This window comes from Flavobacterium humidisoli, assembly GCF_023272795.1.
GTDB lineage: Bacteria > Bacteroidota > Bacteroidia > Flavobacteriales > Flavobacteriaceae > Flavobacterium > Flavobacterium humidisoli.
Map to the genome: position 1 here is coordinate 1,011,934 of NZ_CP096829.1, position 25,866 is coordinate 1,037,799.

The window sequence follows — 25,866 nt, forward strand, 5'->3', positions numbered from 1 at the left end:
AATTAAATGTATCAATTGGTCAATTTGGTAATTAGATAATTAGAAGCACAATGGGAAGAATTATCTAATTTTCTCATTATCTCAATTATCAAATTACGAACGTTTTCTCACTGTACGTTGCTCGATTCTCTTCTCAAATTTTTCTCCTTGAAAGATGCGTTGCACCATAATTCCTGGAATATGAATCTGATTTGGATCTAAACTTCCAACAGGAACCAACTCTTCTACTTCTGCAATTGTGATCTTTCCTGCACCCGCCATACACGCATTGAAGTTTCGGGCTGTTCCTTTGAAAATCAGATTTCCGGCTTCATCGCCTTTCCAAGCTTTTACAATAGAAAAATCTGCTTTGAAAGCCTCTTCCATAATGTGCATTTTTCCATTAAACTCACGCGCTTCTTTTCCTTCAGCAACTTCAGTTCCGTAACCTGCTGGTGTAAAGAAAGCAGGAATTCCAGCCTGAGCCGCACGACAGCGTTCTGCCAAAGTTCCTTGAGGCGTCAATTCAACTTCCAATTCTCCCGAAAGCATCTGACGTTCGAATTCGGCATTTTCTCCCACATAAGAAGAAATCATTTTTTTGATCTGCTTTTTCTGCAACAACAATCCCAAACCAAAATCATCTACACCCGCATTATTGGAAATACAGGTTAAATCTGAAATGGATTTATTTACTAAAGCTGCGATTGTATTTTCAGGAATGCCACATAATCCGAAACCACCAAACATAATGGTCATACCGCTATCAATTCCTTCAATAGCTTCATGAACGCTATTTACTTTTTTTGTTATCATAACAAACTATCTTTATTGCTAAATATTTTTGATAAAAATAAGATTTTTAGGTGAAATTATAACGATTTCGTAAAAATAAAACCCAAAGAAAAATCCCTTTACAAATCTTTCAAAAGACTGGCAAAGGGATTGATATATAATTAGGTACACATTATTGCAACAATGTTACAATTCAAATTCATCTGTATTTTGTTCGGTCTGTGTGGTATCTTTCACTATAGCTGGCCTAGCATAACAGTCTACTTTTATAGAAAGGTTTGCAGGACGTTCAAATTCACCCTTAGAAACCTGAAGGCTTTTGTCAGCATAACATTTTTTCATAAAATACCCCCAAACAGGAAGAGCTGCAGTTGCTCCTTGTCCGTAAGTCAAACTTTTGAAACGCGCTGAACGATCTTCACATCCAACCCAAACTCCAGTTACCAAGTTCGGAACCATTCCCATAAACCATCCATCAGACTGGTTTTGCGTTGTACCTGTTTTACCCGCAATTGGGTTTGTAAACATGTATGGATATCCTGTCCAACGGTTATCTCCGCTTCCGCCGCCCTGCGTACGCAAACGTACACCAGAACCACTTTCTGTAACCCCTTGAAGTAACTTGATTACAGCAAAGGCAATATCTTTATTTAAAACGTCGTGAGATTCTGGAATTGGCTCGTAAATAACCTCTCCGCTTTTGTTTTCAATTCTGCTTAAAAACTGTGGTTTTACATAAACTCCTTGATTTGCAAATGTACTATACGCTGCAACCATATCTTCAACTGTAATATCTACCGCTCCTAATGCGATTGAAGGCTGAACTGGAATTTCTGTTTTTACTCCCAATTTTTTTGTCAATTCTACAACTGCCTCTGGACTTGTTCTGTCAATTAATTTAGCCGAAACTGTATTAATAGAAGCCGCCAAAGCTTGTTTTAAAGTAACCATTCCGCGGTATCTGTAATCAGAGTTTCTTGGTTCCCAGTCTTCTGTTACATGGTGACGTCCTTTATGAATCATGAAAGGCCCATCAAGAATAGAATCACATGGCGACATATTTAATTCTTCGATAGCTGTTGCATAAACAAAAGGCTTGAAAGTAGAACCTACCTGTCTTGCTCCCTGCCCAACGTGATCGTATTGGAAATATTTGTAATTGATTCCTCCAACCCAAGCTTTAATTGCTCCTGTTTGAGGCTCCATAGACATTAAACCAGATTGTAAAAAGTGTTTGTAATAACGAATAGAATCCAGTGGAGTCATAGTGGTATCTCTTTCACCTTTCCAAGTAAAGACACGCATTTTAGTTTTTACTTTGAATGAAGCAATGATATCTTCCTCGCTTTTATCCATATCTTTCATCTGAGCCCAACGAACAGAATTTTTCATTGCTTGCATGATGATTCTATCTGTCTCAGCTTGCGTAATATTTACGAAAGGAGCATTTTTATTGTTTTTTTGATCAATAAAAAACTGCTGTTGAAGATTTTGCATGTGCGCAGCAACAGCTTCTTCAGCGTAAGTTTGCATTCTAGAGTCTATCGTAGTATAAATCTTAAGACCGTCTTTGTAAATATCGTAATCAGATCCATCTGGTTTTTTATTTTCAGCAACCCATTTCTTCATATAATCACGAAGATATTCTCTAAAATAAGTAGCTATACCTTCACGGTGGCTTTCCAATTTAAATTTCAGCGTAATTGGAAGTGTTTGAAGTCTTTCTTTTTCAGCTTCCGAAATCATTTTTGCTTTTGCCATTTGCGACAAAACCACATTACGACGGTTTTTTACGCCCTGCGGATTTCTGACTGGATTGTATAAACCTGAATTTTTGAACATTCCGACCAAAATAGCCGATTCATCAATTGTCAAGTCTTTTGGTTCTTTAGAGAAATAAGTCTGAGCGGCAGAACTTACTCCAACAGAATAATTTCCGAAATCATAAACGTTGCAATACATCGCTAAGATTTCGTTCTTTGTATATTGTCTTTCCAGACGAATGGCAATAATCCATTCTTTTATTTTTTGTACAATTCTAAAAGGTAAAAATTTCGATCCTTCACCGTGAAATAACTGTTTTGCAAGCTGTTGTGTCAATGTACTCGCACCACCATTTGTTCCTAAACTAAAAACAGCTCTTAAAGTTCCACGCCCATCAATTCCTGAGTGGTCGTAAAAACGTGCATCTTCAGTTGCAACAAGCGCTTCAACTAAATTTTTAGGCAAATCAGAATATTTTAGTTGAGATCTATTGGTTTTGAAATATTTACCAATCACAACTCCATCAGAAGAGATAATTTCGGTAGCAAGGTTTGAATCTGGATTTTCTAAATCTTCAAATGAAGGCATAGATCCAAATAAACCCCAAGAAGCAAATAAGAAAAAGGCTAAAACTCCTAGTAAAGAGTAGGCAAAAACCCGCCAAAATTTCTTTTTGTAATAATTAATATCCTTAACGCTTTTGGATTGATTGTTTTTTTTAGCAGCCATAACTATTTATCTAATCTTTTTGTTCTATTCTAAAACCAACGTCTGTAATTCCTTGCAAAGCTTCAACACCTGGAATTTTACCCGATTGTCTAACCGCTTGTTTAATGTGAACTTTGTATTTTCCTGTAAACTTCACATCTTCTTTGTAATAAAGCTTACTTTCTTTTATGTCAGAAAATCCATTTCCTAACAATGTTCCATCTGGCTCTGCCATTTGGTATTCTAATGTATCCACTTTTGTAAAACCGCTTGGTGTTTCAAGAGCAACAATTAAAAATAAATTATTAAACGGATAATTGTTATTGTCTCGTATGTTTACGAAGAGGTTGAACTTTTTTGTAGAATCTAAAACTGGCAGATCAAAGCTTACAATACTGTCTTTGTGCCAAGCACTTCCAACAGATTTATACTGATCAAATACTCTTTTTTTATCACAAGAAAAAAGAAGTATTCCTGCCAAAAGAAGAATTCCGCTATTTTTTATTCTCATTTTTAGTATTCGTTATGGGTTTTCTAGGTTCAGCAGCAGGTTTGTTTTCATTAGAATTTTGCTTATTCGGATTGTTCTTATTCGAATTATGCTTTTTCTTATGATTTTGCTTGTTTGGATTGTTTTGATTATTTGGCTTATTTGCATTGCCATTGTTTGCATTACCATTGTTCGGATTGTTATTTCCTGCCGGTTTTGCTTGATTTACATTTTTCTCCTGCTGTGGTTTTGCTGGAGTCGCAACTGCAGCTGTTTCTGCATTTTGCTTGCGCTTGCGATTTGGTTTTTTCTTTCTTTTTGGCTGATCAAAACGAGTTAAACTTTCTTGACCCATTGCATTATTGAAATCTTTTTCTGGTTCTGCAATCACCTCAACAGCAAAGTCTTCTAAAGAAGAAACTTTGTTCTTTTGTTTATTCTCAGCAATAATTTCTTTTACCTGATCAATTTTTAAAACATGCCAGTTTGCAAAGTTGTTTGTATAGGCAAACCACATTAAACCTTTAAAAATATCTTGTTTTTGGCAAACAGCATCTCCTTTTTCTGTGATTAGTTTGGTATCGTAATCTGGAAAATCTTTTAATGCGTCCATGTAAGTATCTAACTCATAGTTCAGACAGCATTTTAATTTACCACATTGCCCTGCTAATTTCTGCGGATTCAATGATAATTGCTGATAACGAGCTGCAGAGGTATTTACACTTCTAAAATCGGTAAGCCAAGTCGAACAGCAAAGTTCACGTCCGCAAGAACCAATTCCTCCTAAACGAGCTGCTTCCTGACGGAAACCAACTTGTTTCATTTCCACTCTAGTGCTAAACTCTTTAGCAAAATCTTTAATCAGCATTCTAAAATCGACACGATCATTGGCTGTGTAGTAAAAAGTCGCTTTAGATCCGTCTCCTTGAAATTCGATATCCGAAATTTTCATTTCTAATTTATGCTGAATCGCCAATTCACGGGCACGAACTTTCATTGGTTCTTCGCGATCACGCGCTACAGACCAAATATCAATATCTTTTTGAGATGCTTTTCTATAGATTTTAGGTACATCATTACTTTCGTAATTCACCCCTTTTTTCTTCATTTGAATCTTTACCAATTCGCCTGTAAGAGTCACAATTCCAATATCATGTCCTGGTGAAGCCACAGTTGCAACAATATCACCAATACTTAAAGTTAATTTCTCTGAATTTCTAAAAAATTCCTTACGTCCGTTTTTAAAACGTACCTCAACACAATCAAAAATCGCCTCTCCATTAGACGGACTCATGTTTGAAAGCCAGTCAAAAACCGTCAATTTATTGCAGCTATCGGTGCCGCAAGTCCCATTATTTTTACAACCTTTTGGTGCGCCACCATCTGAGGTTGAACAACTTGTACATGCCATAATTATATATGTAGTGCTGCTAAAACGCAGCTTAAGTTCATAAACGTTTGATCGGTAAAGATAGTATTTTTTTTATTTGGCTATTTAAGGATTAAAACTAATGGTTTGTTAAATAAAAAAACTGATTTATTTAATTCAAAAAGAATGACATAAAAACTCAATAATATGATCTCGAAAGTCTTTTAAATGTCTTATTTTATTAGTAATATAATTTTTAAGAGTAAAGTGATCTAACAATTGAAAGTACTTTTGCGCGATAAAAATAACCCATAAAAAATCAAAAAAATGCTAATAATTTTTGGAACAAAATCATACGGTAAAACAATAAAGAAAGGTACTTTTAATTGCTTCAGATGCTCTGCAGAAAGAAATTACGACTTAATACGTTACAAAAAGCACTTTGCCTTATTTTTTATTCCACTAATACCATTAGGAAGTAGCGGCATACTTTAGAATGTAATTCTTGTAAAACTCAATATGATCCTCGTTCTGTTTTATCAGTTTCTGAATATAATCTTAACATGCCTATTAGTTCTAACTTAGAGCAAATAGTTTCTTCAGGTAAACGATTTGGTGCTTACCTCATAGATATGATTTTTTTTAACGATTCTAAACCTGCCTATAGCTGCTCTTCTATTACCACATTTACCTGATTATTTTAACAATAGATTTCACTTGGTGTTTATGACAGTCTGGGTAATATATTTCTTTTTAATGGAAGTACTTTTCAAAACAACCTTAGGAAAAAGAATGATGTCTATTAAAACCGTTTCAGACAACAAAGAAGAACCTGTAACTATTGTCCGCTACTTTTTAAGAAGCTTAGTTAAATGTATCCCGATGATAAACATTATTTTATTATTCAATAAGAACCATAAAGGATTACATGATTATATTGCTAGTACTGTAGTGATTGAGAGATAAATAACTAAACTAAGATCAAACCTTTTAAATTCAAAAAGATGAAAAACATAAAAAGCTACAGAACCATTAATGAGCTGGAAAGAGAAGAAATAGACAGATTAGCGAATAATGCATTAACCACATTAAAAATAGATTGTAATGATGAGAATTCTTTCATTCTAAAAATAATGAATGAATTTGTTGAAAATTATAATGGCAATGATTCCGAAGAGTTAGAAAAATACGGCTATGAGTTAGGCTCTTTGTTTGGAAACATAATTCAAAAAGAGTTTGGGTGGCAATGGTTTTATATCGATTCAGATGATGAAACATTTTATTGCATTACTTCTCCAAAAGAGAAAGCATGTTGTGTATGCCACAATTATTTCTATTCGATCTTAAAACGAGATCATTCAAATAATTTTAGGTTATTATTCAATATGATTGAAAAAGAATATCCTAAAAATTGGAAATTTATGGTTTTATCATAATTGCTAAACAAGCACAAATCACTAAGATCTACAACGAATTACAAATATAAAAAATCCTAATGACACAAGACTCTGCGCATAGACATGAGGTTTCCTAAAGTTAATTATATATAAAAATGAAAACAATTTTATTGAAAAACATTCAAAAAGAGTACGAACAAGCCATAGAGGAGTTAAATAAGACGGAATTCAGTATAGAAGATATTATTTCTTTATCAAGAAACTTATTTAATGAAATTATAATAAGAGGCTGTTCTAGAGAAGAGAATCCAGATAATGATATGTTACTATTTCAATACGGAACATACAAACTTGATAATGAATTATATTTTAGCTTTGATATCACCAGACAGTTTTCTAAAAAGAACTTTGATATGTTTCAACTTTCATTAACATTGCTTTTTGATCCAACTGAATTTAAAAATTTAGAAAGCTATAATTCTTGGAATTCTCATTTCAAAGATTTAGAAGAATGGATTCAAGACATAAAAATTACTAAAGGCTATCAATTAGCTAAATTACAAACCAGCAAAACATACAAATTGACATTTTGTAAGATATAATATCTGTATAAATAATAAATATATTTCAAGAAAAAAATTGCCAATAGTAATGAATAAGAATGACATTAAACTCCTAGAAAAACTTTTTAATGAAGCCGATTATAAAACTATAGATTCAATAAAATCACGTTATCTTGAAGTCCATAACAAATTAAAAGATGCTTTAAAAGACAAAACTCCTGAGCATCTTAAAGAAATGGATAATAATGAAATATTGCTGAGACTTTTATCTTATTCGGATATATATTCCGTTTTAAATATCGGAATTTATAACTCAATTAAAAACAATGATTATTCACTATTAAATAATGCTTTGTTCTCTTACAATTGCTTACATTATAAGAGAAATTCACTTTTTGAATCAGGAACTGATCATCCTGTACATTTTAAAAATGTCATAGAATGTTTCGCTGGAAATGATCTAAGTCTGATTTATAAGATGTTCCCAAAAGATAATGGTTTGACTAAAAATGGTCATAAATTCAATATTATCTGTAGTAATCTTATAATTTCGCTTTTGCACCAAAATTCAGACTGGCTTGAAAAAAGCATACTAAATGCAGAAAAATACATTACACAAAAAATAAGCGATTTTGACAGCGCTATAGTAAATTACCTACTATCAATTGCTTTAGGTAAAAATGACGAGGCAAGTCATTATCTCTTGAATGTTTGTCAACTATATAAAAGAGCAAAATGGATTCATGACTTTAACAATCCATTTTTAAAAGTTTTTGGATTATTCATCCATGGGCTTTACAATTTTGCATATCATGTATTGCCACAAAAAAGTTTTGAAAAAATTGAAATTCAACATGATGTGTTTTGGTCAAGTTTTTCAGATTTTACCAAAGAAAATAATTTTTCTAAAGGAAGTAATTATATAATATTTGAAAACGAATTAATTAGCTTAAACGAAATTTTTAAATAAGATATTGACTCTATAACTAAGTTATCTGAAATTATAGATTTTGATGAGTTTGAAGTTTCAGAAGAATTAAAGCATTCGCTAAAATTTTAAAAACCCTATTCTATGCATTCAGAATAGGGTTTTGCTTTTATATAGGAATATTTTAAGTCTTTTTACTTTTTATCCTAAAATATATTTCTCAATTTTATGTTTTATCTTACAACATAGTTGATGAAGCCAGCAATTATCCAGACTGGTTCATCAAACACAATCTTTTATTTATAAATACCACTTCAAAATGCAAACACAAAACCAGATTGAAAATTTCCTTTTTCAGGGAAAATTTGACGAGGCCAGAGAATGCCTAAATAATGGCGAAACCTTTAACGAACAATATCTTAAAAACAATTTTTCTCAAATAGCAGCAAAGATTATTAACGCCAAAGAAATTGATTTTATAGAAAAATTAATTAAAGCCGGCTTTATTGAAACTGATATTTACGAATTGGACAGTTTCGACAAATCGATTTTTGCTCCATTGGCACTTTATCTCAAAGACGATGAAGAATCGCTTGCTTTTTTCAAAGAATTGATGTCAAAAATGGATAATATCAATGATGAAATCAGCGATAAAACTTTACTTGGATATCTTTTTGAAAAAGGAGCTTCACCAAAAGTCATAAAAATACTTATTGATGACTTTGGAACGAATACTCAATATAAAAATAATGCCGGAGAAAATTTCATCTACATCGTTCTCAACACCTACAGCACAGATACAGAGAAGACAAAAGAATATATTTCCATCCTTTTGGAAAATGGTGTCGATATCAACGAAAAAAACATTGTGGGAACAACCCCTTTAATGTGCGCTGTTAAAAGAAGCAAAAAAGAATTTGTCCCTTTCTTATTAGAAAATGGAGCCGATGCCAACGAAACCGACAACCTCAACAACACTGCTTTTTATTACGCCGTTGCCGAACAGTTTTCGTATGATATGTACGATGCACTGTCAACAGTTTCTTCACCCGATTTTAATATTGTCAACAAAGACGGGCGAACCTTATTCACTAATTTTATAAATTCTGTTTCCGGATCTCCAAGCGATATTAAATTTTTGGAAAGATTATTAGCTGATGGTGCCGATGTCAATTTCTGCGCGCAATATTACGGTCAGCCAAAATCGGGAATTGATTTTATTGTCGAAAAGAAATCGGATATTTTAAAATCGGTTTTAGAAAATGTTTCTTTAGATATCAACGAACAAGATAATCAAGGAAGCACCATTTTGCATAAAGTCTGCGCTTACAATGTCAATTATGATGCAGAAATGGCCAAAGAAACCTATCGGAAAGTAAAATTATTATTAGAGCAGGGCGCCGATATTTCTATTACCAATGACAAAGATGAAACGGCTTTAATGTTAGCTTCTGAAGACAATTTGAAAATTAAAACGGTCGAGCTTTTAATGAAATCATAATAACTGAATTATACAAAATACCACATATATGTCAATGTCATTTATAATTGCCTGTGAAAACGGCAACCGGAAAATAGCCGAATTACTGCTTCAGAATAAAGAAGTAGATGTAAAATATACGGATGAAAAAGGCAGAACCGCTCTTCATTATGCCGCCCACAGAGGTTATCTGGATATTGTGAAAATATTGGCTGAAGACGGAGCCGATATTAATTACGAAGATCATGCTGGCGAAACCCCTTTATTTTTTGCCTGTCTTCAAAAACAAAAACAGACGGCTTTGTATCTGTTGGAAAATGGTGCGGAAATTACCAAAAATGATAAATACGGAAATAGTCTGCTACATTTAGTTGCTCAGACCGCTCAAATCGAAATTGCAACAAAGTTGCTTGAAGCCGGAGCAGATGTTAATTTACTGAATAACAATGGAGAAACTCCACTATTATTGGCTTCTGCAAAACTAAACAGAGAAATTATTCAGTTGCTTTTAGAAAAAGGAGCCGATATCAATGTAACCGATAAACAAGGAAATACACCTTTGATTTACGCTTGTTACACCAAATCAATCCCGATGGTGAATTTACTTCTCGACAATGACGCTGACATCAATCACGTAAATCATTCGGGAGAAAATGCGCTGTTAATTGCGTGTTATGAAATCAACAGAATGTTGGCTAAATTATTGATTGAAAGAGGATCAGATGTATTTACTTCAAGTAACAATGGATATTCGCCTATCTGGTACGCTTGCGCGAATAATCAAAAGGAAATTGTCTCTTTGTTTTTAGAAAACGGAGTTGATGTGAATTACAGTAAGCCTTTGGCCAGCGATACATCTTCAATGAATGATTATTTAGATTGGATTGTGAGTGCAACCAATATTTCTAACGAATCTAGTTTTACACTCAACAATTCTTACACCTATGGCGGAGAAAGCCTGTTGCATGTCGCTACCAAAAAAGGCAATCTGAGTATGGTAAAACTGTTAATTGAAGCTGGTGCCAATATCAATATTCAAGACGAATCTGGAAATACACCTTTACATTACAGCTCCGCAAACGGAAAGAAAGATGTTGTAAAATATTTACTGGACAATAAAGCCGATGCTTCAATCGTAAACGTAAAAGAGCAAAAAGCGATTGACTATTCGAATGTAAAAGGTTTCAATGAAATTACAGAATTGATTTTGAAATATGCTCCATCAGGAACTGTCGTAACTCCAATTCAGAAAGAAGAAACACCAAAAACAGACACTTCAAATTCGATGGAAGTAAAGAAAAAAGCATTACTAGATTTAAAAGAGCTTTTAGATGCTGGAATTTTAACTTCGGAAGAATTTGATGTTGAAAAAAGTAAAATTTTAAAAGGTTAAATAATAAACAAACTTAAAAATGAAAAGAATCTTAAATACCGTAATCCTACTTTTAGCTGTAATCGCTACAAGTCTAACTTTTACCTCTTGCAACAACCTTTCGCCAGAAAAAACTTTTGAAGTAGCCGCCTTAAACTCGAATTTATTATCTCGTTTTGGAAGTAAAGAAATCAATGAAAAACTGCAATCAGAAGCACAAATTTATGATGAGAGCCAAAAAAAGATGGTTCCGTCTTCTTACTACGATGCTTTTAAATATGACATTACCAATCTGGAAGTACGTTTTCAAACTATTAAAGATATTCCTGAAGACGATGACAACAAAGAACTTCTTCAGGCTTCAAAAGATTTATTTTCTTATGCCATTGCCAAACAAAAAGAAGGTTATTTGCCAATTGCTAAACTAAAAGACGAAAAAGCTTCGCCTGAACAGATAGAAAAAGCAATCTCAGATTTTGACACCTCAACTCAAAGTGAAATAGATGCAAAATTTACAAAACTGATGAATGCAGCAAAAGCGTATGTTGAAAAGCATAATATCAATGCTAAAATTGGTGTCTGAAATCAAATATCTTGACAAATGATTTTAAAAAGGAACAAAAAGAATGGCAAAGAAAAAGAAAACGCTTCCGAAAAATTTTAACGAATTAATTGAGAAGAAAGACATTGAAGCTTTGAAAGCTGTATTTGACACCTGCGAATTGGACGCAAGAGGCGGTTACGGAAAAACAACAGCGTTAAGCTTTTGGGGTATTCCCGATGAGCTTATAATTTGGCTAGTAGAAAATGGCGCAGATTTGGAAGCGGTTGATACTTACAACCATACTGCATTACATCAAAACGCCATGATAAGAACTGGTAAGGTTTCAACTTTATTAGGTGCCAATATACATGTAAGGGACCATTATGGAGATACTCCTTTGCATTTTGCATGTGGAAGTGGCTTTAATGTCGATGCTGTCAAAAAATTGATAGAATATGGAGCGGACACCAATGCATTGAATAACTACAAACAAACTCCTTTGGAACGTGCTTTGGTTAGAGCAAATAACATTGACCTTAAAAATTTGGCCGAAATATCAAAAATACTTTTAAAATCTGATATCGAAATAACTCAAACCATGAAAGATGCCGTTGTTCGAAGGGGAGAAGATTTTGAATTTCATAGAGAAAATTTCAACAAAGATTATTTAGAAGAGACAGACCATGCATTAAAGCAATTGTATGAAATGTATAATGTTCCACCTGTAAAAAGACGCATTCTGCACGACGGTGTATCTCCCATTTCTGTAACTGGCACAACCTGGGAAAAACAATTCGAAGAACTATGGGAACTCTTAATACCATCAAAGGGCAGTTCAAAAACCATACAAGGCGAAGTCGTGCGCATTTCGGGAAAAGTACGAGATGAAATATATAGAAATGGCGGTGGAAATTGGAATATCGATTTTAAAAAAATGTTAGATACCTTTTTTATCCATTTGTCCTCAAATAATTCACTGTCTGATAACGAACTTGAAAAAGCAGTTTTAATTATAAAATATGTTCGCAAAAATGGAGACGGAGAAATCGACGAACTTAATTTTTTATGCGAACTCGCAACTAAATGGGTTCTTGCCAATACGACACCCATTTTGCTAAGCGAACCAAATTACAAAAGATAAGATTATAAACATTTTGAACGATACAACAATGTTTTTCTATGAAATCTAAAAAACTATTATGATTAGAAACTTACTTATTACAGTCCTTATTTTACTATTTACTGGGCTTTCAAGTTGCAATAAAACCAAAGAAAAGACAGAATCTTCTCAGGTCACAGAAATTCCAACTGTTCCAGAAGTTTTTGAATCAGATACAGCTTCAATCGAAATAAAGAAAAAACTAGAAGATTTTATTCCGAAAGGATATGTCCCTTTTGATACCATTAAAGGAGATTTTAATAAAGATGGACTGGAAGATTATATTCTAATTATTAAAGGAACGGATAAAAGTAAAGTGATTCAGCACGAATATCGTGGAGAACTAGACCGAAACCGCAGAGGAATTATTGCGCTATTAAACAAAGATAACGGCTACGAACTGGCTAGTAAAAACTATGACTGCTTTTCTTCTGAAAATGAAGAGGGAGGTGTTTATTATGCTCCCGAACTTGACTTTGAAATAAAAGACGGAAAATTATACATAAACTATGCTCATGGAAGATACGGCTATTGGCAGTATACTTTTAGGTATCAAAATTCAGATTTTGACCTAATTGGTTATGATGCCAGCAGTAATCGAGGACCTATTGTGCTTACACAAACCAGCATTAATTTCCTTACTCGAAAAAAGATTGTAGATCAAAATATCAATGAAAACACCTATGATGAAGATGAAGTTTTTGAAAAAAGTGAGAGTAAAATCAAAAGAACAAAACTTCTTAAGTTATCTGAAATTAAAGATTTTGATGAACTTCATCTTTCGGAAGAATAAAATCAAAACCCCTATTTTGTAATGTTACAGAATAGGGGTTTTGATTTTAAAAAGGTATTTCTATGTTTCTTTAACCGTAATAATTTTTACTGGACAAGCTTTTGCAGCGAGTTCACAACTTTCTACAATGGCATGATTTGGCGATTTTAAAGTGAAAAATCCTTTTGCATTCTGCGAATGAAGTAAAACCGATTTTCCATCTTTTTTCGACATCTGGAAATGAACGGGATCCATTTCGACGCAATAATTACAACCAATACATTTGTCTCTCTGTAAAGTAATGATAACCATTATGCCTCCACGATTTTATATAGCTTGTCCGACATTCTGATTCTAAACGGAAGTTTGAAAGTACAATCGTCTCCTTTTGTTGCTTTTTCTGCTGTAAGATCGTTCACAAACATTTCATCGATAATCATTTCCTGAGCTCCTGTACTTGGTCCTGTTACCAAAATTTTATCTCCGACTTTAATATCATAAGCTTCAATTTTGAATTGTCCAATCTCGGCTTTAGGGAAATAATGTGTTCCTTTTCCAACATAAACTTTCTTTTGAGTTGCTGCAGATCCAGGAATATCGCTCCATTCTCCTAATTCTTGTCCCAAATAATAGCCTGACCAAAAACCACGATTGTAAACCGTTTCTAGGGCTTTCATCCAAACTGCTGTTTTTTCTTTAGAGAAAGTGCCTTCGTAATACGCATCGATCGCTTCACGGTAGGTTTTGGTTACTGTCGCCACATATTCTGGCGCACGGCCTCGCCCTTCGATTTTTAAAACCTGAATTCCAGATTCAATCACTTGATCTAAGAAATCCAAAGTACATAAATCTTTTGGCGACATCATGTATTCGTTATCCAATTCAATTTCAAAACCCGTTTCTTGATCGATAACGGTATATTTTTTTCGGCAGTTTTGCTTGCATGCACCACGATTGGCAGAGGAATTATGTGAATGCAGACTCAGATAACATTTTCCTGAAACTGCCATACATAAAGCACCGTGGCCAAAAATTTCGATTTCTACTAAATTTCCGTTCGGCCCTTTGATCTGATCTTTTTCTATTTGTTCTGTGATTTTCTTTACTTGACGTAAACTCAATTCACGACTTAAAACCATTGTATCGGCAAACAAGCTGTAGAATTTAATGGTTTCAATATTAGTAATATTCAATTGAGTTGAAATATGAACTTCCATTCCGATTGATCTTGCCATCGCAATTACAGCCTGATCAGATGCAATTACAGCAGTAATATTGGCTTCTTTCGCTTTTGTCAATAATGTTTTCACAACCGACAGATCGTGATCGTAAATAATGGTGTTTAAAGTAAGATAGCTGCGAACATTTTTAGCTTCACAACGATTGGCAATTTCTTTTAAATCTTCAATAGTAAAATTAACAGTAGATCTTGCGCGCATGTTGAGTTGTTCAACGCCAAAATATACAGAATCACAGCCATTATCTAAAGCAGCCTGAAGCGACTCAAAGTCCCCAGCGGGAGCCATGAGTTCAATTTTGTTGGTAATTGTCATTTTTGATTTATTATTCCGATGACACGTTTTTCGAATCTAATCATCTAACAATTGACAAAAATAATGTGGTTTAAATTAGATTTCTATGATTTATATCATAGTCTACATTTTAAAAATTATTCGAAGTAGCCCACGGTTTTTCCTCTCAACATCTTTTCAATATAACCCGTGGTTTCAACCACGGGGAACGTATTGATGAACATATTTATCCCAACAAACTTGCAAAATTTACAATCATTATGGATACTCTCTGTCTTCCTGCGGTTGAAACCGCAGGCTATATTTTCCCTTCCGTATCTTTCAACATAACCCGTGGTTTCAACCACGGGAAACGTATTGATGAACACATTTTTAATCCCGATAAACCTTGCAAAATTTACAATCGTTGTGGATACTCTCTGTCTTCCTGCGGTTGAAACCGCAGGCTATATTTTCCCTTCCGTATCTTTCAACATAACCCGTGGTTTCAACCACGGGAAACGTATCGATGAACACATTTTTAATCCCAATAACCTTGCAAAATTTAAAATCATTGTGGATACTCTCTGTGTTCCTGCGGCTGAAACCGCAGGCTATATTTTCTTTTAGGCATCTTTTTTCAACATAACCCGTGGTTTCAACCACGGGAAACGTATCGATGAACACATTTTTAATCCCGATAAACCTTGCAAAATTTAAAATCATTGTGGATACTCTCTGTGTTCCTGCGGTTGAAACCGCAGGCTATATTTTCTTTTAGGCATCTTTTTTCAACATAGCCCGTGGTTTCAACCACGGGAAACGTATCGATGAACACATTTTTAATCCCGATAAACCTTGCAAAATTTACAATCGTTGCGAATGTTCTTTGCATTCCTGCGGTTGAAACCGCAGGCTATATTTTTCCTTCCGTATCTTTCAACATAACCCGTAGTTTCGACCACGGGGAACGTATAACAATCATTTCTCTCGCAATCCATGCAATCTTACAAAATCATCAAATTCATCTTGTCCATTTTTCTTGAGATGATGCTGTTTTTGATTTTTTATATAATTGTAAACTGCCTCTAACTGAGATTCACTGACAGAGAAAGCACCAAAACCAGTTTGCCAAGCAAATTTTTCCAGGATAAATTCTCCTCTATTTATAAAATGAGAAGAACTTCCTTTAATTTGCTTTACAATATCTGTGATGGTTTTTTGTGGATTTTGTAAAAATAAAACGTGCACATGATCGGGCATTCCATTTATGATTCTCACGGGACAGCCAAGTTCTGTTAACTCTTGCCAAATGAAATCGTACAATGTTTTCTCAATTGAAAAATCAATTAATTCCTGGCGTTGTTTGGTTGACCAAATTACATGAATCCATAATTTGGTAAAAGATTGTGACATAAATAAATTAGCATAAAAATTTATGCTAATTTACAATTTTATACAATTTATCTGACAAACGAATACGGAATGGAACTTCAAAAGTAACCTTATCACCAATTTTAGCAGTTTGAGTCTCTGCTCCGTTCACGATGACTTTATCTAAAACTAATTCCTGATCGCCTGTTGTTGGACCTGAAATAAGAATTTTATCACCGCTGTTTAATTCGTGATTTTCTATTGTAAACTGTCCAACTTGTGCTTTTACATAGTAATGCTCTGCTTTTCCAAGAAGTACTTTTTTTACTTTTACTTTCTGACGAATGTCGGCTGGTTTTTGGGCTGTAGCCAAAGCAGTTTCTGGCAGCTCTCCAGAATGTTTGAATTTTAAGTTTTCAGATTTTCCTTTTCTGAAAACTTTATTTCCTACCTGTTTTCCGGTTCTTAAGCGAACTTGGTCAACCAAAGGCATGTGGATAATTTCGAGACATTCTGTAGAACAACAATTTTCCATTGCTGCTTTACATTCATCACATTGAATAAATAGCAAATGACAACCATCGTTTTCACAATTGGTATGGTTATCACAAGGTTTTCCGCATTGATGGCATTGTGAAATGATATCATCTGTAATTCTTTCACCTAGACGATTATCAAATACGAAGTTTTTACCAATGAATTTGCTTTCTAAACCTTCTTCTTTCAATTGTTTAGCGTAATTAATGATTCCGCCTTCTAATTGATATACATTTTTAAAACCTTGGTGTTTAAAATAAGCACTTGCTTTTTCGCAACGAATTCCGCCGGTGCAGTACATTACCAGATTCTTATCGTCTTTATGATCTTTAAGCTGATCGTTGATAATTGGCAAACTCTCTCTAAAAGTTTCAACATCTGGAGTGATTGCGTTTTTAAAATGCCCTACTTCACTTTCGTAATGATTTCTAAAATCAACCACAATCGTATTCGGATCATCAAGAATTTCATTGAATTCTTTGGCTTTCAAGTGAACGCCAATATTTGTTACATCGAAAGTGTCATCGTTTAAACCGTCTGCAACAATTTTGTGACGAACTTTGATTGTTAATTTCAAAAACGAATGGTCATCATGTTCTACAGCTTCATTTAAACGAATGCCTTTCATGAAATCATACACTTCAAGAGTTGTTCTAAAAGCCTCCAAATTTTCGGCAGGAATACTCATTTGAGCATTTATCCCTTCATTGGCAACATAAATTCGGCCTAATGCATCTAGGGCATTCCAGGCTACGAATAAGTCATTACGAAATTTTTGTGGATCTTGAATTTTGGCATACGCATAGAAAGACAACGTTAGTCGTTGTTTACCTGCATCATCGATCATGATAGCTCTTTCTTCTGCGCTCAAAGTGTTATACAGTTGCATGCTATAAACAGTTTTAAGTTAAGAATATTTTTTTGAGCTGCAAAATTAGGGAAAAAGGTTCTAAGTTACAAAGGTTCTGAGGCACTAAGGTTTGATTTATTGGGATTTTGCTTTAAAAAATCTATTCTTTCTCTTCTAGCAATGCTCTTTTAACCTCATTAAGTTCTGCAATTTTTTCTGCACTTACTTTAGGATATTCCAGATCCATTTCATCCAAAGCATGAATTATTGCAGAAGCAATCGCAATTCGTGCATACGATTTATCGTCGGCTGGAATTACATACCAAGGCGATTTTTTGGTAGATGTATTTTTGATTAATTCCTCATACGCATGCATATAATCATTCCAATAGCCTCGTTCTTTGGCATCGGCTGCACTAAACTTCCAGTTTTTATCCGGATTGTCGACCCTTTCAATAAATCTTCTTTTTTGCTCTTCTTTAGAAACATTTAGAAAAAATTTAATGACAACTGTTCCGTTTCTATTTAAGTACTTTTCAAAGTTTCGAATATCTTCAAAACGATTCTCCCAAATATTCTCGTTTATTAGTTTTTCAGGAATTTTTTGGCCTTTTAATATCTGTTCGTGAACACGGACTACTAGTACCTCTTCATAATAAGAACGGTTAAAAATTCCTATTCGGCCTCTTTCAGGAAGATGTTTCTGGCAGCGCCATAAATAATCATGATCTAATTCTTCTGAGCTTGGCCCTTTAAAAGACGAAACCTGGCAGCCTTGCGGGTTTATTCCAGACATCACGTGCTTAATTGCACCGTCTTTTCCTGCTGCATCCATGGCTTGAAAAATAATCAGAACCGACCATTTATCTTGTGCGTACAAAATATCCTGCATGGCGGCAAGTGCTTTGATTCCCATTTTTAATGTTTTACGAACAGAGATATTATTTACTTCTCCCAAATAAGAAGTCGGCTTATCTTTTAATGTGAAATTTTTATTATCGCCTACACAATATTGCTCAGAAAATTTTTTTGCCCGATGTAATAATTCTTTTTTAGTTAATTTTTTTAAATCATTATCACCTCCCTTCATTTCCTTGTGTTTTTTCTTACTATTTTTTGACATGATTCCAAAAGTTTTGAATTATTATTACTTATTTGATGGATAATGTATTCTTACAAAAATGTAGTTTATCGGTAGTTAATAGTGTTTCATCCGAAATTCAGTTAGTAACTGATAAACAGATAGATAAAATTTTAACTAAAATTAACAAAATCCGTACAATATCTAACCACCTATCCAAAAAAACGCTAACTTAGCTCATGCACTTTATTGGTTTTTAGTCAATTGTATTTAAATGAATCTTATCTAAAGAATTTAACAATGAACAAAATCTACTCTTCCGCAATCTTATTTAGTTTCTTATTTTTTTCCTGCAAAAAAGAAACCCCACCAGCTCCCAAACCATTAGAAATTTCGGTCACTTCAGTTTTACAGCAAGATGTAAACTTAGAATCTGAATATACGGGGCAGACTTTTGGTCAATCTGACATACAAATTAATCCACGAGTTGATGGTGTCATCGAAAGTATGAATTTCAAAGAAGGAAGTTTTGTCAAGAAAGGGCAAGTTCTTTATACAATTGATCCGTTGCCTTATAGAGCGAAACTTAACGAAGCTCAAGGAATCGCAGCAGAATCGCAGGCACGATTAGCTAAAACCAAATCAGATTTGGATATGATTACTCCTCTGGCCAAAATGAATGCGGTGAGCCAGCGAGAATTAGTTTCGGCAAAATCAGCATATTCTGCTTCATTAGCTCAAATAAAAGCTTCCGATGCTTCTGTGCAAAATGCTAAAATCGAATTGGGATATTGCCAAATTTTAGCTCCAATTTCAGGATTAATCGGTATTTCTAAAGTTCGCGTCGGTGATTATGTCAGACCTGGTGCCATGTCTATTTTAAACACCATTTCTGATCTTGGCGATGTAAGAGTGCGATTTACTATTAGCGAGCAGGAATTTCTGCGCCTTTTTAGAGAGTTTAGCAAACCAAATTCTGCTTTAAAAGGCTCTGGTGCCATTGTCACTATAAAATTATCTGACGGTTCTGTCTATCCAGAAAAAGGAAAAGTAAGTTTTGCCGACAGACAAATTGATCCTTCTACGGGAGCAATCACATTTGAAGCAGCATTTCCTAATCCTGATAAATTACTTCGTCCAGGTCAATATGTAAAAGTCGCTTTGCTTACCGACATTCGTAAAGAAGCCATTGTAATTCCGCAACGAGCTGTTATCGAAGTTCAAGGAATCTATCAAGTTTATGTAGTGGGCAATGATAATAAAGTCCAGATGCAGATTGTAAAACCAGGCCCTTCTGTTAAAAATGGTTATATTATTGAAGAAGGATTAAAACCAGGTGATAAGATAGCCATGGGAGGTACTTCTTTATTGAAAAACGGAAGTGTTATTACTCCTAAAATTGTTCAATGGCAATTGGGCGATCCAGAAACTGTAGCTGCAAAGTAATCTAAATCACATACTATTATGGGAGAATTTTTCGTCCGAAGACCAATTGTTGCCATTGTAATTAGTATTATTATTGTGATACTTGGATTACTGGCACTGCAAAAAACACCTATTTCGCAATATCCGGATATCAATCCGCCAGTTGTAAAAATCACTACTTCATTTACAGGAGCAAATGCGCTCAATGTAGAACAGGCAGTTGCTACTCCTATCGAGCAAAAAGTGAACGGTGTCGAAAATATGTTGTACATGAAATCAGTTAATACTTCTGATGGTGCTTGTACCATTGAGGTAACTTTTGACGTAGGTACAAATTTGGACAATGCCAATATGCTAACGCAAAACAGGCAAAACCAGTCTGCTCCATTTATGCCTTCAAGCGTAAAACAGCAGGGTGTAGTGGTAAAAAAGTCCCTTTCATTCCCGATGATGCTATTTACCATTACATCCAATAATCCAAAATACGATGCAAAGTTTTTAAATAACTACGCCAGCATCAATGTTGTTGACCAACTTGCCCGTATAAAAGGAGTTGGAGAGGTTGCTCTTTTTGGAGGAAGCGATTACTCGATGCGTATTTGGCTAAAGGCAGATATAATGAACAAACTCGGCGTAACGGTTGAAGATGTTAAAAATGCCCTGAATGCACAAAACATGATTAGCCCAGGAGGAAAATTTGGAGCTGAACCCGCACCTCCAAATACCGAATTTACATATGGTGTTACGCTCCAAGACCGATTGGTAACCGAAAAAGAATTTGGAAATATTGTAGTTCGAAGTAAAGAAGACGGAGCTCAGGTTTTATTAGCCGATATTGCCCGAATCGAATTAGGAACTGAAAATTACAGTTCAACAGCCAGAAGAAATAGTTCTCCAAGTGCTGTTATTGCTTTATATCAAATGCCAGGAAGTAATGCTCTTGATGTGGCAGAAATGGCAAAAACAACCATGAAGCAATTGTCTGAAAGATTTCCTCAAGACATTGTATATCAAGAATCTTTAGACACAACATTGGCTATTACTGCAGGAGTTGATGATATTGTGCATACACTTTTTGAAGCCATTATACTAGTTATTTTGGTAGTATTCATATTCCTTCAAAACTGGCGCGCTACTTTAATTCCGTTAATTACCGTTCCTGTTTCTTTAATTGGTACTATTGCCGTTTTTCCAATGTTAGGTTTTTCTATCAATACGCTTTCGCTTTTAGGATTAGTATTAGCAATTGGTATTGTGGTCGATGATGCTATTGTGGTTGTAGAAGCCGTAATACATCATATCGAACATGGGAAAAATCCGCGTGAAGCGACTATTCAGGCCATGAAAGAAGTTTCTGGACCTGTAATTGCAATTGCTTTAATTTTATGCGCCGTATTTATCCCAGTTGCTATGACACCCGGAATTACGGGACGTTTTTATCAACAGTTTGCTATAACCATTGCCGTCTCGGTCGCCTTTTCGGCATTTAGTGCTTTGTCATTAAGTCCCGCACTTTGTGCCATGCTTTTAAAACCAACAAAACCTATTGATCAGCAAAAAGGATGGCTTGCAAAATTCTTTTCTTGGTTCAATAGGGTTTTCGAAAATGTTACAGGAAAATATATTGGCGGAGCTACTTTCTTCGCCAAAAAAGCAATTCGTATTGTTATTTTGCTAGCTGTTATACTCGTTTCAATTGTCCTTTTAGGCAAAAAGATTCCGTTAGGCTTTATTCCAGAAGAAGATCAAGGCTATGTTTTAGTAAATATTGCTTTGCCACCTGCATCATCTTTACAGCGCACCGATGAAATATCGAAAAAAGTTGACAGTTTCCTTAAAGAAGAAAAATCTATTTTATCTTATACTACGATAAACGGATTTAGTATGCTTACAAATTCTTATCAACCAAATAATGCTTTCATTTTTATTTCCCTAAAACCTTGGGAAGAAAGAGCTGAAACGGCTAAACAGTTTGTAGACCGCTTCAATAAAAAACTGGCTACTCAAATTACAACTGCAACATGTTTTTCATTTGGTCCGCCGGCAATTCAGGGTCTTGGTGCCTCTGCAGGATTTAGTTTAATGTTGCAAGACCGAGGAGGAAATACGCCTCAGTATTTAGCAGAACAGACGCAAAATTTTATTGCCGCGGCACAGCAACGTCCTGAAATAAAACGAATTTACACCACTTTTAATGCTGGTACTCCACAGATCAAATTGGATATCGACAATGACAAAGCAATGAAATTAGGAATACCTGTTTCTAAAGTCACCGAAGCACTTGGAGCCTTTTTGGGAGGAAGTTATGTAAATGACTTTAACCGTTTTGGACGGCAATATAAAGTTTATGTGCAAGGAGAAGCTGTCAATCGTGTGAAACCAGAAGATCTAAACATGATTTATGTGAAGAACAATAAAGGCGACATGCTTCCAGTCTCAACATTGGTTACAGCAACTAAAGTATCTGGACCTGATTTTACGAATCGTTTAAATTTATTTCGATCTGCTGAAATTGGAGGTAGCCCAAATGATGGTTACAGTAGTGCGCAAGCTTTAACTGCATTAGAAGAAGTGGCCAAACAGACCTTGCCAGCAGATATGAGTTACGATTACATCAACTTGTCTTATCAGGAAAAACATTCCCCTGGAGGATCTTCCGTATTTATTATGGCATTGGTTTTTGTTTTCTTAATCCTAGCCGCACAATACGAAAGCTGGAAGCTACCCTTTAGTGTACTCCTTGGAGCGCCTTTCGCCGTATTTGGAGCATTTTTAGGACTGCTTTTGGCAAGATTTGGAAGCGATGCTTATGTCAATAACGTTTTTGCTCAAATTGGACTCGTTTTACTTATCGGATTAGTTGCGAAAAATGCCATTCTTATCGTTGAATTTGCCAAAGAAGAATATGAGAAAGGGAAACCGCTTTACGAATCGGCAATGTATGCCGCGAGACTTCGCTTTCGACCAATCCTGATGACTGCTTTTGCGTTTATTCTTGGAGTAGTTCCGTTACTGACCGCTACAGGTGCAGGTTCGCAAGCTCGTATTGTAATGGGAATGGCGGTATTCAGCGGTATGTTAATCGCAACAGTTTTGGGTGTATTAATTGTGCCTGGTCTATTTGTTATGATTGAAAGAATCGGAAAAAAGAAAGAGGAAACAATCGAAACAGCAGAAAATAATGTAGAATCAAATACTACAGACCATGAGTAAGAAATATAAAATAATCGTTATTATATTGGTTCTTTGCCTATTTCCAGCGGGGTGTATGGTTGGGCCAAAATATAAAAAACCTGAGCAGTTAAAATCAGATTCTTATAAAAACGAAAGAAATTTAGACAGTCTCGCTTCGGTAACCAACCTAAAATGGTTTGATTTGTTTAATGATGATGTTTTAAAAGGTCTTATACAGAAAGGCCTCGAGAATAATTATGATTTAAAAATTGCGGTTTCAAGAATCGAGCAGTTTCGTGCCCAATTAGGCTATACAAAAGCAGATCTATTTCCTTCTTTTCAATATGGAGCTACAATAAACAGCAATGAGAAATATATTACTCCATCAACTGCTGGTGCGAGTATGTCTTGGGAACTTGATTTCTGGGGGAAATATCGTCATGAAAATAATGCGGTCAAAAATGAACTTCTTGCTACAGAAGAAGCTCGTAAAGTAATATTGTCTGAAATCGTTGCCAATATTGCCATAGCCTATTTCCAGATGCGAAATTTTGATGATCAGCTGGAAATAACCAAACATACCCTCGAAACAAGAGAAAAATACTATCAGATTATAACCGAGAGATTCGAAAAAGGATATATCTCTGAAGTGGACAAAGTACAGATCGAACAGCAGGTTGCCATTGCCGAAGCCGCTATTCCTAACATTGAAAGACAAATAACCTATCAAGAAAATGCAATTGCGCTGCTTACCGGTCAGCTTCCTTCTGAAATTCCTAGAGGGAAAAGTAACACCGAGCTTCAGATAGTCAGTAAAATTCCATTGTCAATTCCGTCTGCGTTATTAGAAAACAGACCCGATGTTAAAGCCGCAGAATTAAGATATGCAGCAGCAAACGAAAGAATTGGCGTAGCTCAAGCAATGCGTTTTCCGTCTATTAATCTAGCGGCGATTGCTGGATTTGCCAGCGCCGATTTGAGCAATCTGTTTCTCGGAAGTTCTTATATGCAAAATGCTTCGGGCGGAATTGCAGGGCCAATATTTGCATTTGGAAAAAACAAAAGAAGAGTTGAAATAAACAGACAACAGGCTGAACAATTTAAATTTCTTTATCAAAAAACCTATATCGAAGCCGTTTCTGAAGTAGAACAATCGATACAAAACGTTAGAACTTATCAAGAAGAATGGAAAGCCCGCAACAGACAAGTTCAAGCCGCTTTAATAAACTTTAAACTATCTCATGAAAGATATGACAGCGGTTACGTTTCTTATTTAGAAGTTTTAGATGTAGAAACGAATCTTTTTAACGCACAATTAAGTCTAGCGCAATTATCTGAAAGACAATTAAGTTCAATGATTGAATTATACAAAGCCCTTGGCGGGGGATGGAATTAGTCTTAAGGTACAAAGGCTCAGAGAGGCAAAGGTTCAAAGATTTATACCTGATTCAATAAAAACGAAAAGCACCAATATGGTGCTTTTTGTTTTTATTCTTTGTACCTCTGCCTTTGTTACTTTGAGCCTAAACCTTAGAACCTCAGCAACTAAGAACCTTAGTCCCTTAAAAATTAACAGAATTCGTTAAACGCATCTTGCAAATTCTCAGCGATTAATTCAGCTGGTCGTCCTTCGATGTGGTGACGCTCTAACATGTGAACCAATTCTCCGTTTTTAAACAAAGCCATAGATGGCGAAGATGGAGGAAATGGAAACATATGTTGTCTTGCAGCATCAACAGCTTCTTTATCAACACCTGCAAAAACAGTAATTAAATGATCTGGTTTTTTAGCATTATCCAAACTCATTTTTGCTCCCGGACGTGCATTTCTTGCAGCACACCCGCAAACAGAGTTTACAACAACTAAAGTGGTACCTTCAGCCTTGATAGCATTCTCAACAGCTTCAGCACTATGTAAATCTTGAAAACCAGCAGCTGTTAATTCAGCCTCCATTGGTTTTACCATATCTAGTGGATACATATTCTTTTGTTTTAAATTGTACTTTTTGAACTGCAAAGTTACAAAGTTTACTCGCAACTAGTTAATTTGAAGTATAAAGTTTTGTTATAGTTTAATATTAAATTTTATATAGTATGTGTTCTCCCTCCTTACTCCAATTTTCCAGCAATCTCTTTGGTTTCTTCTTTTGATTTTTTATGCGAAAACTGATAATTATATTGCTTCAAATGGCTATTCTTGCCTCTTACTTTATGCTTAGTAGTTAGAACTGTTTCTTTATTTTCTTCAGAAATTTCAATTGTCGATAGATAACTGCTGCAATATTTTTTTAGGGCATTAATATTATCTACCCCAGCAGAGTAAATGGTCTTCTTGCCTTCATATTGTATATGAACCAGATTTGCTTTTTTTAGCTCTAATAAATGCTTAGATATTGTAGATTGTGCCAATGGAATTAATTCAACTATTTCACCACAAGTTCTTTGATCTCTTTTCCAAAGAAGAGTCATAATCTGAACTCTAGTCGGATGACCCAGTGCTTTACAAATGTCAGCTATTGCTTCTGTTTCTTCATCAAATTTTAGGGGCTTGGCCATTCTTATTAATTTACAAATTCTTTTATCGTTAATTGTCTA

The 25,866-nt window shown here is 34.8% G+C and carries 24 protein-coding genes; 12 read left to right on the forward strand and 12 right to left on the reverse strand.

Annotation, left to right across the window (positions count from 1 at the left end; all coding sequences use genetic code 11):
- Nucleotides 1-93 precede the first annotated feature (93 nt).
- From M0M44_RS04705 to M0M44_RS04720, 4 genes are all read right to left on the reverse strand, one after another.
- Nucleotides 94-795 (reverse strand): CoA transferase subunit A, encoded by a 702-nt coding sequence (locus M0M44_RS04705; RefSeq protein WP_248728729.1) that lies wholly within the window; start codon nt 793-795, stop codon nt 94-96.
- A 165-nt stretch (nt 796-960) separates the two neighbouring features.
- Nucleotides 961-3,267: a penicillin-binding protein 1A gene (locus M0M44_RS04710; protein WP_248728730.1), complete on the reverse strand. Its 2,307-nt coding sequence runs from the start codon at nt 3,265-3,267 to the stop codon at nt 961-963.
- Nucleotides 3,268-3,277: 10 nt separating this feature from the next.
- On the reverse strand, nt 3,278-3,757 hold the full coding sequence (locus M0M44_RS04715) for a gliding motility lipoprotein GldH (RefSeq protein WP_248728731.1): 480 nt from the start codon (nt 3,755-3,757) through the stop codon (nt 3,278-3,280).
- Nucleotides 3,741-5,147, reverse strand: coding sequence for a PSP1 domain-containing protein (locus tag M0M44_RS04720; RefSeq protein WP_248728732.1), 1,407 nt, complete (start codon nt 5,145-5,147; stop codon nt 3,741-3,743). The genes M0M44_RS04715 and M0M44_RS04720 overlap by 17 nt, the downstream gene beginning before the upstream one ends.
- A 621-nt stretch (nt 5,148-5,768) precedes the next feature.
- Here M0M44_RS04720 and M0M44_RS04725 point away from each other — a divergent pair.
- From M0M44_RS04725 to M0M44_RS04765, 9 genes are all read left to right on the forward strand, one after another.
- On the forward strand, nt 5,769-6,071 hold the full coding sequence (locus tag M0M44_RS04725) for an RDD family protein (protein WP_420842774.1): 303 nt from the start codon (nt 5,769-5,771) through the stop codon (nt 6,069-6,071).
- Between the two features lie 38 nt (nt 6,072-6,109).
- Nucleotides 6,110-6,541: a hypothetical protein gene (locus M0M44_RS04730; protein WP_248728734.1), complete on the forward strand. Its 432-nt coding sequence runs from the start codon at nt 6,110-6,112 to the stop codon at nt 6,539-6,541.
- A 116-nt stretch (nt 6,542-6,657) separates the two neighbouring features.
- Entirely contained in the window at nt 6,658-7,104 is a 447-nt protein-coding gene (locus tag M0M44_RS04735) for a hypothetical protein (RefSeq protein ID WP_248728735.1), read from the forward strand.
- Nucleotides 7,105-7,153: 49 nt separating this feature from the next.
- Nucleotides 7,154-8,035 (forward strand): hypothetical protein, encoded by an 882-nt coding sequence (locus tag M0M44_RS04740; protein ID WP_248728736.1) that lies wholly within the window; start codon nt 7,154-7,156, stop codon nt 8,033-8,035.
- A 277-nt stretch (nt 8,036-8,312) separates the two neighbouring features.
- Entirely contained in the window at nt 8,313-9,494 is a 1,182-nt protein-coding gene (locus M0M44_RS04745; RefSeq protein ID WP_248728737.1) for an ankyrin repeat domain-containing protein, read from the forward strand.
- A 34-nt stretch (nt 9,495-9,528) separates the two neighbouring features.
- The gene (locus tag M0M44_RS04750; RefSeq protein ID WP_248728738.1) at nt 9,529-10,866 is read left to right on the forward strand and encodes an ankyrin repeat domain-containing protein; all 1,338 of its coding nucleotides are present in this window, start codon (nt 9,529-9,531) and stop codon (nt 10,864-10,866) included.
- A 19-nt stretch (nt 10,867-10,885) separates the two neighbouring features.
- Nucleotides 10,886-11,428: a hypothetical protein gene (locus M0M44_RS04755; protein ID WP_248728739.1), complete on the forward strand. Its 543-nt coding sequence runs from the start codon at nt 10,886-10,888 to the stop codon at nt 11,426-11,428.
- A 43-nt stretch (nt 11,429-11,471) separates the two neighbouring features.
- Nucleotides 11,472-12,530, forward strand: a complete 1,059-nt coding sequence (locus tag M0M44_RS04760) for an ankyrin repeat domain-containing protein (RefSeq protein WP_248728740.1) — start codon at nt 11,472-11,474, stop codon at nt 12,528-12,530.
- Nucleotides 12,531-12,588: 58 nt separating this feature from the next.
- Nucleotides 12,589-13,341, forward strand: coding sequence for a hypothetical protein (locus tag M0M44_RS04765; protein ID WP_248728741.1), 753 nt, complete (start codon nt 12,589-12,591; stop codon nt 13,339-13,341).
- A 60-nt stretch (nt 13,342-13,401) separates the two neighbouring features.
- On the opposite strand, the gene M0M44_RS04770 is transcribed toward M0M44_RS04765, so the two are convergent.
- The 6 genes from M0M44_RS04770 to M0M44_RS04795 all read right to left on the reverse strand — a co-directional run bounded on the left by M0M44_RS04770 (nt 13,402) and on the right by M0M44_RS04795 (nt 18,715).
- Nucleotides 13,402-13,632, reverse strand: coding sequence for a ferredoxin (locus tag M0M44_RS04770; protein WP_039118414.1), 231 nt, complete (start codon nt 13,630-13,632; stop codon nt 13,402-13,404).
- Entirely contained in the window at nt 13,632-14,873 is a 1,242-nt protein-coding gene (locus M0M44_RS04775; RefSeq protein WP_248728742.1) for a peptidase U32 family protein, read from the reverse strand. Before M0M44_RS04775 ends, M0M44_RS04770 begins: the two co-directional genes overlap by 1 nt.
- A gap of 351 nt (nt 14,874-15,224) precedes the next feature.
- On the reverse strand, nt 15,225-15,557 hold the full coding sequence (locus tag M0M44_RS04780) for a hypothetical protein (RefSeq protein ID WP_248728743.1): 333 nt from the start codon (nt 15,555-15,557) through the stop codon (nt 15,225-15,227).
- 255 nt (nt 15,558-15,812) lie between these two features.
- A complete protein-coding gene (gene tnpA, locus M0M44_RS04785; protein ID WP_248728744.1) occupies nt 15,813-16,247 on the reverse strand; it encodes an IS200/IS605 family transposase in 435 nt (144 codons plus the stop codon).
- Between the two features lie 25 nt (nt 16,248-16,272).
- Entirely contained in the window at nt 16,273-17,631 is a 1,359-nt protein-coding gene (gene trhO, locus M0M44_RS04790; protein WP_248728745.1) for an oxygen-dependent tRNA uridine(34) hydroxylase TrhO, read from the reverse strand.
- Between the two features lie 121 nt (nt 17,632-17,752).
- Nucleotides 17,753-18,715: a polyphosphate kinase 2 family protein gene (locus tag M0M44_RS04795; RefSeq protein ID WP_248728746.1), complete on the reverse strand. Its 963-nt coding sequence runs from the start codon at nt 18,713-18,715 to the stop codon at nt 17,753-17,755.
- Nucleotides 18,716-18,973: 258 nt separating this feature from the next.
- Between M0M44_RS04795 and M0M44_RS04800 the strand changes: the two genes are divergently transcribed.
- From M0M44_RS04800 to M0M44_RS04810, 3 genes are read left to right on the forward strand one after another with little or no spacing between them, the layout of a single operon-like run.
- Nucleotides 18,974-20,119 carry an efflux RND transporter periplasmic adaptor subunit gene (locus M0M44_RS04800; RefSeq protein ID WP_248728747.1) on the forward strand — a complete coding sequence of 382 codons (1,146 nt, stop codon included), beginning with the start codon at nt 18,974-18,976 and terminating at the stop codon, nt 20,117-20,119.
- Nucleotides 20,120-20,137: 18 nt separating this feature from the next.
- Nucleotides 20,138-23,311 carry an efflux RND transporter permease subunit gene (locus tag M0M44_RS04805; protein WP_248728748.1) on the forward strand — a complete coding sequence of 1,058 codons (3,174 nt, stop codon included), beginning with the start codon at nt 20,138-20,140 and terminating at the stop codon, nt 23,309-23,311.
- The gene (locus tag M0M44_RS04810) at nt 23,304-24,668 is read left to right on the forward strand and encodes an efflux transporter outer membrane subunit (RefSeq protein ID WP_248728749.1); all 1,365 of its coding nucleotides are present in this window, start codon (nt 23,304-23,306) and stop codon (nt 24,666-24,668) included. The genes M0M44_RS04805 and M0M44_RS04810 overlap by 8 nt, the downstream gene beginning before the upstream one ends.
- Before the next feature lie 173 nt (nt 24,669-24,841).
- Here the strand turns inward: M0M44_RS04810 and M0M44_RS04815 are convergent, their stop codons facing one another.
- Both M0M44_RS04815 and M0M44_RS04820 read right to left on the reverse strand, forming a co-directional pair.
- Nucleotides 24,842-25,252, reverse strand: a complete 411-nt coding sequence (locus M0M44_RS04815; protein ID WP_111284876.1) for a BrxA/BrxB family bacilliredoxin — start codon at nt 25,250-25,252, stop codon at nt 24,842-24,844.
- Nucleotides 25,253-25,380: 128 nt separating this feature from the next.
- Nucleotides 25,381-25,827, reverse strand: a complete 447-nt coding sequence (locus M0M44_RS04820) for an ArsR/SmtB family transcription factor (protein WP_248728750.1) — start codon at nt 25,825-25,827, stop codon at nt 25,381-25,383.
- Nucleotides 25,828-25,866 lie beyond the last annotated feature (39 nt).

Excerpts from the sequence above, each read along its gene's own strand:
- M0M44_RS04750 (WP_248728738.1), top strand. The coding sequence starts at position 9,529 with ATGTCATTTATAATTGCCTGTGAAAACGGCAACCGGAAAATAGCCGAA.
- M0M44_RS04755 (WP_248728739.1), top strand. The coding sequence starts at position 10,886 with ATGAAAAGAATCTTAAATACCGTAATCCTACTTTTAGCTGTAATCGCT.
- M0M44_RS04760 (WP_248728740.1), top strand. The coding sequence starts at position 11,472 with ATGGCAAAGAAAAAGAAAACGCTTCCGAAAAATTTTAACGAATTAATT.
- M0M44_RS04815 (WP_111284876.1), bottom strand. The coding sequence starts at position 25,252 with ATGTATCCACTAGATATGGTAAAACCAATGGAGGCTGAATTAACAGCT.
- M0M44_RS04775 (WP_248728742.1), bottom strand. The coding sequence starts at position 14,873 with ATGACAATTACCAACAAAATTGAACTCATGGCTCCCGCTGGGGACTTT.
- M0M44_RS04735 (WP_248728735.1), top strand. The coding sequence starts at position 6,658 with ATGAAAACAATTTTATTGAAAAACATTCAAAAAGAGTACGAACAAGCC.
- M0M44_RS04820 (WP_248728750.1), bottom strand. The coding sequence starts at position 25,827 with ATGGCCAAGCCCCTAAAATTTGATGAAGAAACAGAAGCAATAGCTGAC.
- M0M44_RS04720 (WP_248728732.1), bottom strand. The coding sequence starts at position 5,147 with ATGGCATGTACAAGTTGTTCAACCTCAGATGGTGGCGCACCAAAAGGT.
- tnpA (WP_248728744.1), bottom strand. The coding sequence starts at position 16,247 with ATGTCACAATCTTTTACCAAATTATGGATTCATGTAATTTGGTCAACC.
- M0M44_RS04805 (WP_248728748.1), top strand. The coding sequence starts at position 20,138 with ATGGGAGAATTTTTCGTCCGAAGACCAATTGTTGCCATTGTAATTAGT.
- M0M44_RS04730 (WP_248728734.1), top strand. The coding sequence starts at position 6,110 with ATGAAAAACATAAAAAGCTACAGAACCATTAATGAGCTGGAAAGAGAA.
- M0M44_RS04740 (WP_248728736.1), top strand. The coding sequence starts at position 7,154 with ATGAATAAGAATGACATTAAACTCCTAGAAAAACTTTTTAATGAAGCC.
- M0M44_RS04780 (WP_248728743.1), bottom strand. The coding sequence starts at position 15,557 with ATGATTTTAAATTTTGCAAGGTTTATCGGGATTAAAAATGTGTTCATC.
- M0M44_RS04770 (WP_039118414.1), bottom strand. The coding sequence starts at position 13,632 with ATGGTTATCATTACTTTACAGAGAGACAAATGTATTGGTTGTAATTAT.
- trhO (WP_248728745.1), bottom strand. The coding sequence starts at position 17,631 with ATGCAACTGTATAACACTTTGAGCGCAGAAGAAAGAGCTATCATGATC.
- M0M44_RS04800 (WP_248728747.1), top strand. The coding sequence starts at position 18,974 with ATGAACAAAATCTACTCTTCCGCAATCTTATTTAGTTTCTTATTTTTT.
- M0M44_RS04705 (WP_248728729.1), bottom strand. The coding sequence starts at position 795 with ATGATAACAAAAAAAGTAAATAGCGTTCATGAAGCTATTGAAGGAATT.
- M0M44_RS04715 (WP_248728731.1), bottom strand. The coding sequence starts at position 3,757 with ATGAGAATAAAAAATAGCGGAATTCTTCTTTTGGCAGGAATACTTCTT.
- M0M44_RS04710 (WP_248728730.1), bottom strand. The coding sequence starts at position 3,267 with ATGGCTGCTAAAAAAAACAATCAATCCAAAAGCGTTAAGGATATTAAT.
- M0M44_RS04745 (WP_248728737.1), top strand. The coding sequence starts at position 8,313 with ATGCAAACACAAAACCAGATTGAAAATTTCCTTTTTCAGGGAAAATTT.
- M0M44_RS04765 (WP_248728741.1), top strand. The coding sequence starts at position 12,589 with ATGATTAGAAACTTACTTATTACAGTCCTTATTTTACTATTTACTGGG.
- M0M44_RS04795 (WP_248728746.1), bottom strand. The coding sequence starts at position 18,715 with ATGTCAAAAAATAGTAAGAAAAAACACAAGGAAATGAAGGGAGGTGAT.
- M0M44_RS04810 (WP_248728749.1), top strand. The coding sequence starts at position 23,304 with ATGAGTAAGAAATATAAAATAATCGTTATTATATTGGTTCTTTGCCTA.